We start from the raw sequence: 12,447 nt of genomic DNA on the forward strand, positions 1-12,447 counted from the left end.
GAGGAGCACGCTCATGGCCAACCTGGCTCAGGCCCGCACCGACGAGGATCTCGACCTGTCGACGCTCGCCATTCCCGATCACGCGCGCATGCCGCCCTTTTCGCTGACGATGGCGTGGTGGGCCGTCTGCAGCGCGGTGTTCTACATCGTCGTCGGCGCGACGCTCGCGCTCACCTACGGCGCGCGCAACGCGCTGATCGGAATGGCACTGTCGGTGGTGTCGTACGGCATCGTCAATTCGATCATCAGCCGCTATGCGATCCGCACCGGGCTGTCGGTCGCACTGTTCTCGCGCGTGCTGTTCGGCAGCGCGGGCGCCGCGCTCGCGACGCTGATTTTCTTCGCGACGGCGATCTACTACGCGGTGTTCGAGGGCTCGGTGATCGCGGTCGCCGCGCATCACCAGTTTCCGGCGCTCGACTACAAGTGGGCCGCGCTGATCGTCGTCTGCTACAGCGTGCCGCTCGTGTTCGGCAGCGTGCAGCACTGGCTCGACAAGTTCAACGGCGTGCTGCTGCCGTTCTACCTGCTCGGGCTGCTCGCGGCGGTCGGGCTCGCGACGGCCGAATACGGCTATCACGCCGCGTGGCTCGATTTCGGGCCGGCGGGCGGCGCGCCGGCCGGCGGCTGGTGGCAGTGCTTCGTCTACTACATGGGCGTGTGGGTGCTGATGATGTTCACGTTCGACTACGCGCGCTTCGGCCGCAAGGAGGACGCCCGCTATCACGGCCGCTTCAACTTCGGGATGCCGTTCTATCTCGTCACGTTCCTCGTCAACGGCGCGGCCGGCATCTATCTCGTCAGCACGATTCCCGGGCTCGGCACGCTGTCGGAAGTGTCGGTCGTGCTCGCGCTGCTGAAGCTGATGGGCGTGTGGGGGCTGCTGTTCGTGTGGGTCACGCAGTCGCGCATCAATACCGCGAACTACTACCTCGCGACCGTCAACATGCAGGCGTTCTTCCAGAAGGTCGCCGGGCTGCGCGCGCCGAAGTTCGTGTGGGCGCTCGTGGTCGGCGCAGTCGTCTACGCGCTGATGATGGCCGACATCTTCTCGCGGATCCTGCAGGCGCTCGCGTACCAGGGCATCTTCGTCGTCGCATGGGTCGGCGTCGCGCTCGCGCACATCCTGTCGGCACGCTACGGGCAGCTCGTCGGCGACGACGTCGAATGCCGCGACGCGCACGTGCCCGTATTCAACCCGGGCGGGCTGACCGCGTGGTTCGCCGGCGCGTTCGCGGGGCTCGCGCTGAACCAGGCGACCGGGTTTGCCGCATCGCTGTCGGCGCCGGCGACCTTCGTCGTGTCGTGGGTCGTCTATCGGGCGCTGCTCGGCACCGCGAAACGGACCTGGTTCGTGCGGAATACGTGACGCGGCGGCGACTTACCCTATCGTCTGCACCGGGTTGCCCTGCGCGTCGCGGATCACCGTCTTCGCCACCCGCCAGCGCACGCCGTCGAGCCCGTCGATCGCATACTCGCCGGCAAGCGGCTTCAGCGTACGGGCCAGCGCCTGCACCGTCGCGTCGGTAAGCCGCAGCGTCAGCGTGCCGTCTTCGTCGGTCACGGCGTTCGCGTCGCCGCGCACGAACCGCGCCGCGCCGTCGTGGCCGACCAGGTTGAACGGCCGGTCGAACGGCAACCGCAGCGGCAGCAACGTGGCGAGTTCGTCGACCTGCTTCGCGCCGACGGTGATCTCGATCACGGGCGCGCGCAGCAACCGCTTGCGCGTTTCCCATCCGAGCACGTCCGTGAACAGGTAGCCGCTTGCCGAGCCGTCGCGTTGCGTGCCGGCGTCGACCTGCGCGCGCACGTCCGCACGCTCGAGCAGCGACGCGCGGCCGAGATCGGTCACCCAGAGCGGCATGTACGGCAGCAGCGTGTCGAGCAGCGCGCGCGTCCGCCAGCGCTTCGCGGCGCGCTCCTCGTCGAGCGTCAGCCCGACGATCTGCAGGAACGCGAGACTGCCGTGCGGCGTGTCGATCTCCGGCAGTTCAGGATCGAACGCGAAACCCATCGAGCAGAGCGCCGTGCCGGTATCGAGCGCGATCGGGCCGTTGGCCGTCATCCAGTGGCCGTCGTCGAATGCGTTGCCGCTCTGGAACACGTAGCGCGCGAGGTTCTGCAGGAAACTGAACACCCAGCGCGGCGACTCGTCTTCGCCGGCCGCGCACGCGACGCGCATCGTCAGCTCGAACCCGAAGCCGCTGACGTCCGGATCGTCGGACTCCTTCGCATACAGCTCGCTCAGCCCGTACGTGACGAAGTGCCAGTGCGGGACGGGGTCCGCGCGTTTCCACACGCTGATCCCGTCGAGCGGATCGGGGCCGCCGAGCCGCCACTTGACCAGCGTGCCGAAGTGCTTCGGCTCCTGGCCCGGATAGAGGTGCGCGAGTGCGCCGTCGATCGCGTCCCAGCCCGGCGCCGCGTCATCGTCCGCGCCATCCTGTGTGTCGTGTGTTGCGTCGGTCATGTGGCCCTCTCCCCCGCTTGATGTTGCAGTGTGTCGTGCACGGTGCGTGCGGCGGCCGCCGCCGCCGAATGCGTCACACGTGCGCCGCCGCGCCGTCGAGCGCCGCGCGCACGCGCTCGACGCGCTGTTCGTCGACGGGCGCCAGCACCTCGCCGCGCGGCCGCACGCCCGAACCGAAATGCACCGCGCGCACACCGGTCGCACGGACGAAATCGCCGACTGCGTCGATCGTGAGCCCCGAGCCGGCCAGCACCGTGCAGGTCGTGCCCGCCGCCTGCCGCACCAGCCGCGTCACGGTCGCGACCGCGTCGAGGACGGACGGATGGCCGCCCGACGTCAGCACCGACGTCACGGCCGGCACGCGCAGCAGCGCATCGAATGCAGCGTTGAGGTCGCGCGCGACGTCGAACGCGCGGTGGAACGTGAGCGCGCGGCCGTCCGCGGCGGCCGCGATGCGGGCCAGCGCGCCGAGATCGACGTCGCCGCGCGCATCGAGCGCGCCGAACACGACACCGTTCGCGCCGGCCGCGACGGCCGCACGCACGTCGCGCTCGATCACGCGCAGGTCGTCGGCGTCATAGACGAACGACCGGCTGTGCGGGCGCACGATCACGTTCACGGGAATCGGCACGGCGGCCACGACGGCCTCGATCAGGCCGACGCTCGGCGTCAGGCCGCCTTCGGTGATCGCGGTCACGAGCTCGAGGCGGTCGGCGCCCGCGCGGGCAGCGGCCTTCGCATCGCCGACGGTCGTGGCGATCACTTCGAGGAGGACGGAAGAAGCGGCGTTTCGGTTCATGGGCGGCCCGCGAATCGTCTGGACAATTCGCGCATCCTAGCCGAGCCGCGTGACGGACGCCAGCGTGCCGGCGCCCCCGCTCGTCAGCCGCGCCGCGCGAGCCACACGCCGACGAGCGCGGACAGGCCGGTCACGGCGATACCGGGTGCGAACCGGAACATCCGCACATCGACGTGCACGCCCTGCTGCTGCATCACGTCGACGATCCCCGGCGCGAGCAGGAGCGTCGCCCAGCCGATCATCCCGAGCGCGGTGGTCGCGGTCGCGACGAGCAGCGCGATGCCGGCACCGCGCGCCCGCGGCCGGAATGCACCGGCAAACGCGCCCGCAGCCAGCAGCACGGCCGACACCGCGAACAGCACGGCGCCGAATACGACGGCCACACCCGCATGGCCGACCCTCATGAACGCGAACATCTGCGCGGCGATCACGCAGAAGCCGGCGATCGTGAACAGCACGATCGCCAGCGCGTTGCGCATGCTCCTCACGCGAGGGCCTGGCGGAAATACGCGGTCGCGGGGCGCCGGAACAGCAGGTAGACGAACACCGCGAACAGCAGGAAGCCCGGAATCAGCACCGCGAACATCGACGGCGGCATGTTGACGAACGAGAACGCGAAGCTGAACACCGACGTTGCGATATACGCCTTGCGCGACCACTCGCGCCCCTTGAGGATCGCGATGCCGATCACGACGTTCGCGGCTTCGATGATCACGCTGATGCCGAGCGTCGCCCAGACGGGCAGCAGGTAGTGCGACAGCAGCGCCTGGGTGGTCGGCATGCCGATCGAGAATGGCGTATAGACGCACGTGATCGCGTTGGTCACGATGATGATCCACGCGAGGATGGTCAGCGAAATCGGTCTTTTCATTGTGTTTTCCTTTTTATTCGCCGCCATGGTTGGCCCCCGGGACGGCGCGATCGCGGTCACGACGGCCGCGGCCGCGCCATTGTCGGGGAAGGGCGTGACGAACGCAACGGCCGCCCCGCCCCGCCGCGCCCCGGTCGCCACGTATGATTCGCCCGTCGCTAGCCCGCGTCCGCTTCGTCGTCGATCCAGTCGATATCGCCGCACAGCACGCGCTGCGTATCGCCGACGCGCACGGCGACCGACAGCGTCACGCACGGCTGCGCCTCGTTGATCGACAGGTACGGCCGCGTGACCTGCACGCGCCCCGGCTCTGCGATTGCCGAGCGGAAGTACGGCCGCCGCAGCCAGTTCGCGCCCTGCGCATCCGCCAGCGGCGAGAAGCGCGCCTCGGCGAGCGCGCGATCGGCGCGCAGCACGACGTTGCGGCCCGATTGCCGGCCGTGCGCGTCGAGCAGGAAGCAGCGCGCGGCCGCGTCGAGCGCGAGGAAGTTCCAGCACACCTCATCGAGCGGCTCGCCGGCCGCGAGACGCTCGGCCGCACGCTCGAACGCGCGCAGGTACGGTGCGAGCCGCTGCGCATCGCGCCGCTCGCGCGCTTCGGTCTGCTGACGAAAGCGCTCGGTCAGCTCGCCGATGCAGCCGTTCGCCATCGCGCTGTCGGGCAATCCCGGCGCCGGGCGGCCGAAGTAATAGCCCTGCACGAAATCGGCCTCGCACGACAGCGCGATCTGCGCCTCGTGCTCGGTCTCGATCCCTTCGACGAGCACGAGCTTGCCGGCCTCGTGCAGCAACGTGACGAGCCCGTGCAGGATCGCGGTGAGCCCGGTGCGGTGCGCCGCGTGCGACAGCATGATCCGGTCGAGCTTCACGATGTCCGGGTTCAGTTGCCAGATCCGTTCGAGGTTCGAGTGGCCCGCGCCGAAATCGTCGAGCGCGATCAGGAACCCGTGCGTGCGGAATTCGCGCACGGCCTCCGCGAGCCGCTCGACGTCGTCCGCGCGCTGTTCGAGCACTTCGAGCACGATGCGGCGCGGCGGCATGCCGAGCCGCTTCAGGTTCGCGAGCAGCGCGGCGGCCTGGAACGGGTCGGTGAGCACGCCCGGATGGACGTTGAGAAACAACCACTCGCGCTCGGCGCCGAGCAGTGCGAAGTTTTCCAGATGCAGCGCCTGCGCGAGCCGGTCGAGCTGCAGCAGTTCGCCCTGGCGCGCGGCCTCGCCGAACACGTCGAGCGGCGATACGGCGCGATCGAGCGCATCGTGCGCCCGCAGCAGCGCCTCGTAGCCGACCGCACGCTGGTGCGACAGGCTGAATATCGGCTGGAACACGGTCGTCAGCGTCAGGTCGCGATGCTGCGTGGCCAGACGTTCGAAGCCGGAACTCATCTCCCGTTCGAACCGATACGGCGACGCGGCGGACGGACGCTCCTGTTGAACGATCGTCATGCCTTCCTCCTCGTGATGCGTTCGAACGCGCTGCCCGGCAAAACGGACAGCGCGCGCAATGTCATGGTTGGACCCTCGGTTGCCCGGTCGATGCCGGACGGCTGTCCACCTTCAAGCAAGCTCCGTGCAAGGTACCGACAACCCGTGCGCCATGCGGCTGCGCAGGGTCTTCGCACCATCACGGCGCACGCCCGATGCACCACTTTCGTGCGCGCGCACCGGCCACTCGAGCGCAGCCGTCACGTCAGCACGCTACACTCCGTACGATCGTTTCATTCCCCGTATTCGCCGTATCGATGGAAATCGTCTTCACAGTCCTCATCCTGCTGCTGACCGTCGCGCTGTCCGGCGCCGTCACGCGCAATCTGCCGTTTCAACTGCCGCTGCCGCTGATGCAGATCGCGTTCGGCGCGATGCTCGCATGGCCGAAGCTGAACCTGCACGTCACGTTCGACCCCGAGATCTTCATGCTGCTGTTCATTCCGCCGCTGCTGTTCGCGGACGGCTGGCGGATTCCGAAACGCGAGCTGTACCTGCAGCGCCGCGCGATCCTGATGCTCGCATTCGGGCTCGTGTTCATGACGGTACTCGCAGTGGGCTACTTCGCGCATTGGCTGATTCCCGAGTTGCCGCTGCCGATCGCGTTCGCGCTCGCGGCCGTGCTGTCGCCGACCGACGCGGTCGCGCTGTCGGGCATCGCGGGCAAGGGCCGGATCCCGCCGCAGCTGATGCACATCCTCGAAGGCGAGGCGCTGATGAACGACGCGTCGGGCCTCGTCGCGCTGAAGTTCGCGATCGCGGCCGCGCTGACGGGCGTGTTCTCGCTGCGCGCCGCGTCGGTCACGTTCGTGATCGTCGCCGCCGGCGGGCTCGCGACGGGCGCGATCGTGTCGTGGGTGTTCAGCGCGCTGTCGGCGCGTTTCCTGAACGCCGAGCAGGAAGGCGATCCGGCCCCCGGCATCGTGATGACGCTGCTCGTGCCGTTCGCGGCCTACCTGTTCGCCGAACATCTCGACCTGTCGGGCGTGCTCGCGGCCGTGTCGGCCGGGATGATGATGAATTACACGAGCTTCTCGCGCAAAAGCACCGTCGCGTCGCGCGTGCGTGCCGAAAGCACGTGGGCGATGATCGAGTTCGTGTTCAACGGCATGGTGTTCATCATGCTCGGGCTGCAGTTGCCGCACATCATCGGCCGTGCGCTCGTCGATGCGCACCATACGAGCGACGCGCTGGTGGGCCGGATGATCTTCAACGTGTGCGCGATGATGCTCGCGCTGTATGCGATCCGCTTCACGTGGGTGTGGCTGCTGCGCTGGTTCGCGAGCCGCCGCGCCGCGCGCCAGGGCCTCGCGGGCACGATGGCCGGTGTGCGCACGATCGCCGTGATGACGGTCGGCGGCGTGCGCGGCGCGGTCACGCTCGCCGGTGTGCTGTCGATCCCGGTCGCATTGTCGGACGGTGCGCCGCTGCCCGGACGCGACACCGCGATCTTCGTCGCATCGGCCGTGATCCTCGGCTCGCTGATCGTCGCCGTGATCGGGCTGCCGCTGCTTTTGCGCGGCGTGCGCTCGACGCGCAACCCGCTCGGCGACGAGGAGCGCTCCGCGCGCTCGGCCGCCGCGCAGGCCGCGATCCGCGCGATCGACGCGTCGCACGATGCGATTTCGGTCGATCTCGACGAATCGGGCGCCGCACGCTGCGCGGACATCTCCGCCCGCGTGATGGACCAGTACCGCCGCCGGCTCTCCGCGCTCGCCGAGGACGGCCCCACGCCGCGCGCGGAAGCGAAGCAGGCCGAAACGATGGAACTGCAGATGCGGATCGCGGCCGTGCGCGCGGAACGCTCGGCGCTGTACCGGCTGCGCAGCGACAGTAAGATTTCCGACGAGACGCTGACGAAGCTGATCCGCGAGATCGACCTGTCGGAAACCGCGCTGTCGACGCGCAAGAAAGGCATTCTCTGACGAGCCGGCAGCGATCGACGCCCGGCTGCCGCGCATAAAAAACGGCGACGCATATGCGTCGCCGTTTTCACATCCGCTCGCGTACGCGTTACTTCGCGACGACGACCGGAATCCCCTTCAGCATGCCTGCGCCCTTCATCTCGTCGAGCGCATGCTGCACGGCCGCGCTCGTCGCCGCATCGATGCCGAGCTGCAGCGCGAGCTCGCGCTCCGTGCGCTTCACGCCGGCCAGGTTGCGCACCTTCACGTGGCCGAAGCCGCGCACGCGCGCGTGCAGGTCGGCCAGTTGCGCGACCTGTGCCGCATTGCCGGCCGTCATCGCGGCGAACGCACGCGCGAGCGTCGTCTCGTAGTCGTCGGCGAGCGCGCGCTCCATCTTGCGCTCGACGGTACGGCCGAACGGATCGAGCCACGTGCCGCGCAGGCTGCGCACACGCGCCATCATGCCGAGCACCGGCCACATCCACTGGCCGAACACGCGCTTCTTCGGCGTGCTGCCGTCGCTGCCGGCCTTCGCGACCGTCGGCGGCGCCATGTTGAACTTCACGCGATACGTCTGTCCCGGCACACCTTCGAACTGCGCCTCGAGCGCCGTGCGGAAGGTATCGTCCGTGTACAGCCGCGCGACCTCGTATTCGTCCTTCACCGCGAGCAGCCGATAGAACGTCGTCGCAACCGCGCGCGTCAGTGCGTCGTCGCCCTTCGCGCGTGCGGCGTTCACGAGCGCACGGTAGCGTTCGACGTAACGCGCGCCGCCGTATGCGTCGAGCCGCGCTTCGCGATCGGCGACCAGCTCCGCGAGCGTTTCCGGCGCGGCGTGCGCGGCCACCGTGTGACGCGCGTTCCACAATGCATCGAGGCCTGCCGCGTCGCCGGCCGCCATCCGGCCGATCGAGAACGCAAGCTTGTTCATCGGCACCGCGACGTTGTTCAGCTCGATCGCGCGCATCATCGCGGCGAGCGACACCGGCACGAGGCCGAGCTGCCATGCGTAGCCGAGCATCAGGATGTTCGCGCCGATCGAATCGCCGAGGAACTTCGCGGCGAGCGCCTGCGCGTCGCAGCTCGACAGGTAGCCGTCGCCGGCCGCGTGATGCATCTTCTCGAGCAGCGCGTCCGCATGCAGGTTCGCGTCGGGGTTCTGCACGAACGATGCGTTCGGGATCCGGTGCGTGTTGACGACGATCCGCGTACGCTCGTGACGCACCGTCTGCAGCGCCTCGGCGCTGGCGCCGACGACCATGTCGCACGCGAGCAGCACGTCGGCCTGCTGCGTGTCGATGCGCACCTGGTTCAGCCACCGGTCGCTCGACGCGATCCGCACGAACGACAGCACCGAGCCGCCCTTCTGCGCGAAACCCATGAAGTCGAGCACCGATGCGCTCTTGCCTTCGAGGTGTGCGGCCATGCTGATCAGCGCGCCGACCGTCACGACCCCGGTGCCGCCGACACCCGTCACGAGCATGTCGAACGGCGCCGCGTCGAGATGCGTCGCCGGCACCGGCAGCCCGTCGACGCGCGCGGCAAGCGCCGCTTCGTCGAACGCGGCGCCGGCGGCCTTCTTCAGCGCCGCGCCTTCGACCGTCACGAAGCTCGGGCAAAAGCCGTTCACGCACGAATAATCCTTGTTGCACGACGACTGGTCGATGCGGCGCTTGCGGCCGAGCGGCGTCTCGAGCGGCTCGACCGACAGGCAGTTCGACTGCACGCCGCAGTCGCCGCAGCCTTCGCACACCGCGTCGTTGATGAACAGGCGCTTGTCCGGGTCGGGGAATTCGCCTTTCTTGCGGCGGCGGCGCTTCTCGGCCGCGCAGGTCTGGTCGTAGATCAGCACCGTGACGCCCGGCGTCTCGCGCAGCTCGCGCTGTACCGTGTCGAGCTCGCTGCGGTGATGGAACGTCGTGCCTGCCGGGAACTGCCCGTGATGGCCGTCGTACTTCTCCGGCTCGTCGGACACGACGACGAAGCGCGACACGCCTTCCGCCTCGACCTGCCGGGCGATCTGCGGCACCGAGATGCTGCCGTCGACCGGCTGGCCGCCCGTCATCGCGACCGCATCGTTGTAGAGGATCTTGTACGTGATGTTCGCTTTCGCGGCGACTGCCTGGCGGATCGCGAGGATGCCCGAATGGAAGTAGGTGCCGTCGCCGAGGTTCTGGAACACGTGCTTCGTGTTGGTGAACATCGCGTGCGCGGCCCAGTCGACGCCCTCGCCGCCCATCTGGATCAGCCCGGTCGTGTCGCGCTCCATCCACGACGCCATGAAGTGGCAGCCGATGCCGGCCTGCGCGATCGAGCCTTCCGGCACCTTCGTCGACGTGTTGTGCGGGCAGCCCGAGCAGAAGTACGGCGTGCGCTTCACCGCGTCCGCCTCGTTCGACAGGATTTGCGGCGCGACGAGATCGACGACGCGCTCGCGGCGATCGAGCGCCGGCTTGTGCCGCGCGAGCCATTCGGCGAACACCGGCAGGATGCGCGACGGGCGCAGCTCGCCGAGTTCCGACAGCAGGCAGGCGCCGACGGCGTCGTGCTTGCCGAGCACGCGCGGGCGCGCGCCTTCCGTACGGTTGTACAGGTAGTCCTTGATCTGCTGCTCGATGACGGGGCCCTTCTCCTCGATCACCAGCACTTCGGCGAGACCGTCGACGAAGGTCTCGATCCGCGTCATCTCGAGCGGATACGACAGGCCGACCTTGTAGATCCGCACGCCGGCCGCGTCGAGATCGGCGACGGTCAGGTCGAGACGGCGCAGCGCTTCCATCAGGTCGAGGTGCGCCTTGCCGCAGGTGACGATGCCGACGTTCGCATGCGTACCCGGTGCGATCCACTTGTCGATGCTGTGGGTGCGCGCAAAATGGCGGACCGCATCGAGCTTCGCGGCAAGGCGCGCCTCGATCGTCAGGCTCGGCAGGTCGGGCCAGCGGTTGTGCAGGCCGCCCGCCGGCGGCGTGAAGCCCTCCGGTGCCGGCCACCGCGTCTGCAGCGCATCGAGATCGACGGTGGAGCCCGACTCGACCGTTTCCGAGATCGCCTTGAAGCCGACCCAGGCGCCCGAGTAGCGCGACAGCGCCCAGCCATACAGGCCGAATTCGAGCATGTCGGCGATGTTCGCCGGGTTCACGACCGGCATGTGCCAGGCCATCATCGCGAAGTCGCTCTGGTGCGGCATCGACGACGATACGCAGCCATGGTCGTCACCGGCGACGACGAGCACGCCGCCGTGCGGCGACGAGCCGTACGCGTTGCCATGCTTCAGCGCATCGCCGGCGCGATCGACGCCCGGGCCCTTGCCGTACCACATCGCATACACGCCCTCGACCGTACGCTCGGGATCGGCTTCGACCCGCTGTGTGCCGAGCACGGCCGTGCCGCCGAGTTCCTCGTTGATCGCGGGCAGGAAGCGCACGCCGCTGGTGTCGAGCAGCTTCTTCGCCTTCCACAGCTGCTGGTCGACCATGCCGAGCGGCGAGCCGCGATAGCCGCTGACGAAGCCGGCCGTGTTGAGCCCCTGTTCGGTGTCGACCGTACGCTGCAGCAGCAGCAGGCGGACCAGCGCCTGCGTGCCGGTCAGGAAGATCCGGCCGCGCGTCGCGGTCAGGTTGTCGGTCAGGCGGTAGTCGGACAGGGCAGGCGTGCCGTCGACGGGCAGGCGGGCGGTCATGGGGGATGTCTCCGGATTGTGCTGTTCTGGGCTGCGCGGCGGGGCGTCGGGCGACGTGTGACCGGCGGCAGCGAATGGCTCTATTTTTTCGTGCGCAGCCGAGAATGTTTTTTCTCATCTTGCTCGAACGAGGCTCCAGTGAGAAAAACTGCGCAGGTTTTTGCAGGGATTTGAGAGAGTTTTCGCGCCGGGTGGCGGGAGCGGGATTGGCGGGGTGCGGCGCGGCCGGGTGGACGGGTGTAACGGCCGATACAGGCCGGAGGGCTCGCCGCCTGCCCTGCTGTCGGCGCTCGAACCCCGTGCGACAAGGGTTTCCGGGGTATCGGGCGGTGACCCTCACCGTTGAAATGCACAGCGTTCCGATTGATCGATAGTGCCGGATGTCCACAACGCCGCGCTCTTCGGCCGATCGGACGGGCGCGCTCACCGTTCGACTGCACAGCGTTTCGAGTGGCGTCGAGGCGGGGATGTCCACACCCGGAAACGGCATTCGGCTCGCCCGGATGTCGATACTCACCGTTGAAATGCACAGTGCGGCGAGTGAGTTTGTGCGGCGGATATCCACATCCGACCGGCGACTTTCGTCGATCCGCCGCTCACCCTCACCGTTCGATTACACAGGATCGAGAGTGGGTTTTGTCAGGCGGATATCGACGCCGGAATGCGCGCATTGCGCGACGCCTCCTTCATGCTCACCGCTGAAAAACACAGGGCTCCGAGTGGATTGGAGGGCTGGATATCCACATGCCCGACCGTTCTCCGATCGCCGGAGGATGCGCGCCCTGAAGCGCATCGTCGACCGGCAATCCATGCCGGAAGCGGCGCCTCACCCGGCCGGACACCGACACTCACCGTCGGAATACACAGTGCCGAGAGTCGTTTCGACGACCGGATATCCACACGCGTACGCGCATGTTCCTGGTTCGCAAGCTCGCAATCGCGCCTGAGATGAGCGACGTTTCGCGCGGTTTCGGCGGCCGATCCGTCACATCCTCAAAAGCTGCGCGCCTGTCGCGGATTCGCGATCGGCATTGAATTGCACGACGCGCCAGATCGCTGGAATGAACGACGCTTCACGCGACTTTGGCGGTCGATCGGCCTCATCGTCGCCGGCGGCGTGCCTAGCGCGGATTCGCGCCCGGCATAGAATCGCACGGCACGCCGAGTGGCTGGAATGAACGATGCTTCACGCGACTTTGGCGGTCGATCGGGCTCATCGTCGCCGGCTGCACGCCGT

At 68.3% G+C, this 12,447-nt stretch carries 8 protein-coding genes; 2 read left to right on the forward strand and 6 right to left on the reverse strand.

Translation table 11 applies throughout. The features are described from left to right. Nucleotides 1-13: 13 nt before the first annotated feature. Nucleotides 14-1,369, forward strand: coding sequence for a purine-cytosine permease family protein (locus AC5LXK_RS15580; RefSeq protein WP_222907328.1), 1,356 nt, complete (start codon nucleotides 14-16; stop codon nucleotides 1,367-1,369). Between the two features lie 12 nt (nucleotides 1,370-1,381). Here the strand turns inward: AC5LXK_RS15580 and AC5LXK_RS15585 are convergent, their stop codons facing one another. The 5 genes from AC5LXK_RS15585 to AC5LXK_RS15605 all read right to left on the reverse strand — a co-directional run bounded on the left by AC5LXK_RS15585 (nucleotide 1,382) and on the right by AC5LXK_RS15605 (nucleotide 5,585). Continuing rightward, nucleotides 1,382-2,470, reverse strand: coding sequence for a suppressor of fused domain protein (locus AC5LXK_RS15585; RefSeq protein ID WP_493389605.1), 1,089 nt, complete (start codon nucleotides 2,468-2,470; stop codon nucleotides 1,382-1,384). A 73-nt stretch (nucleotides 2,471-2,543) separates the two neighbouring features. Then, on the reverse strand, nucleotides 2,544-3,269 hold the full coding sequence (locus AC5LXK_RS15590; protein ID WP_493389606.1) for a copper homeostasis protein CutC: 726 nt from the start codon (nucleotides 3,267-3,269) through the stop codon (nucleotides 2,544-2,546). Between the two features lie 83 nt (nucleotides 3,270-3,352). Next, the gene (locus AC5LXK_RS15595; RefSeq protein WP_493389607.1) at nucleotides 3,353-3,748 is read right to left on the reverse strand and encodes a hypothetical protein; all 396 of its coding nucleotides are present in this window, start codon (nucleotides 3,746-3,748) and stop codon (nucleotides 3,353-3,355) included. Between the two features lie 5 nt (nucleotides 3,749-3,753). After that, complete coding sequence (locus tag AC5LXK_RS15600) at nucleotides 3,754-4,140, reverse strand: hypothetical protein (RefSeq protein ID WP_493389608.1); 387 nt, start codon at nucleotides 4,138-4,140, stop codon at nucleotides 3,754-3,756. A gap of 158 nt (nucleotides 4,141-4,298) precedes the next feature. Then, complete coding sequence (locus tag AC5LXK_RS15605) at nucleotides 4,299-5,585, reverse strand: sensor domain-containing phosphodiesterase (protein ID WP_493389609.1); 1,287 nt, start codon at nucleotides 5,583-5,585, stop codon at nucleotides 4,299-4,301. 296 nt (nucleotides 5,586-5,881) lie between these two features. On the opposite strand from AC5LXK_RS15605, the gene AC5LXK_RS15610 reads away from it, so the two are divergent. Next, complete coding sequence (locus AC5LXK_RS15610; protein WP_493389610.1) at nucleotides 5,882-7,549, forward strand: Na+/H+ antiporter; 1,668 nt, start codon at nucleotides 5,882-5,884, stop codon at nucleotides 7,547-7,549. 88 nt (nucleotides 7,550-7,637) lie between these two features. Here the strand turns inward: AC5LXK_RS15610 and AC5LXK_RS15615 are convergent, their stop codons facing one another. Next, a complete protein-coding gene (locus tag AC5LXK_RS15615; protein ID WP_493389611.1) occupies nucleotides 7,638-11,210 on the reverse strand; it encodes an indolepyruvate ferredoxin oxidoreductase family protein in 3,573 nt (1,190 codons plus the stop codon). Nucleotides 11,211-12,447 lie beyond the last annotated feature (1,237 nt).

The organism is Burkholderia pulmonis (genome assembly GCF_984667975.1).

Bases quoted from the DNA above. Each gene is read 5' to 3' on its own strand.
- AC5LXK_RS15590 (WP_493389606.1), bottom strand. From the start codon at position 3,269: ATGAACCGAAACGCCGCTTCTTCCGTCCTCCTCGAAGTGATCGCCACG.
- AC5LXK_RS15580 (WP_222907328.1), top strand. From the start codon at position 14: ATGGCCAACCTGGCTCAGGCCCGCACCGACGAGGATCTCGACCTGTCG.
- AC5LXK_RS15610 (WP_493389610.1), top strand. From the start codon at position 5,882: ATGGAAATCGTCTTCACAGTCCTCATCCTGCTGCTGACCGTCGCGCTG.
- AC5LXK_RS15605 (WP_493389609.1), bottom strand. From the start codon at position 5,585: ATGACGATCGTTCAACAGGAGCGTCCGTCCGCCGCGTCGCCGTATCGG.
- AC5LXK_RS15595 (WP_493389607.1), bottom strand. From the start codon at position 3,748: ATGCGCAACGCGCTGGCGATCGTGCTGTTCACGATCGCCGGCTTCTGC.
- AC5LXK_RS15600 (WP_493389608.1), bottom strand. From the start codon at position 4,140: ATGAAAAGACCGATTTCGCTGACCATCCTCGCGTGGATCATCATCGTG.
- AC5LXK_RS15585 (WP_493389605.1), bottom strand. From the start codon at position 2,470: ATGACCGACGCAACACACGACACACAGGATGGCGCGGACGATGACGCG.
- AC5LXK_RS15615 (WP_493389611.1), bottom strand. From the start codon at position 11,210: ATGACCGCCCGCCTGCCCGTCGACGGCACGCCTGCCCTGTCCGACTAC.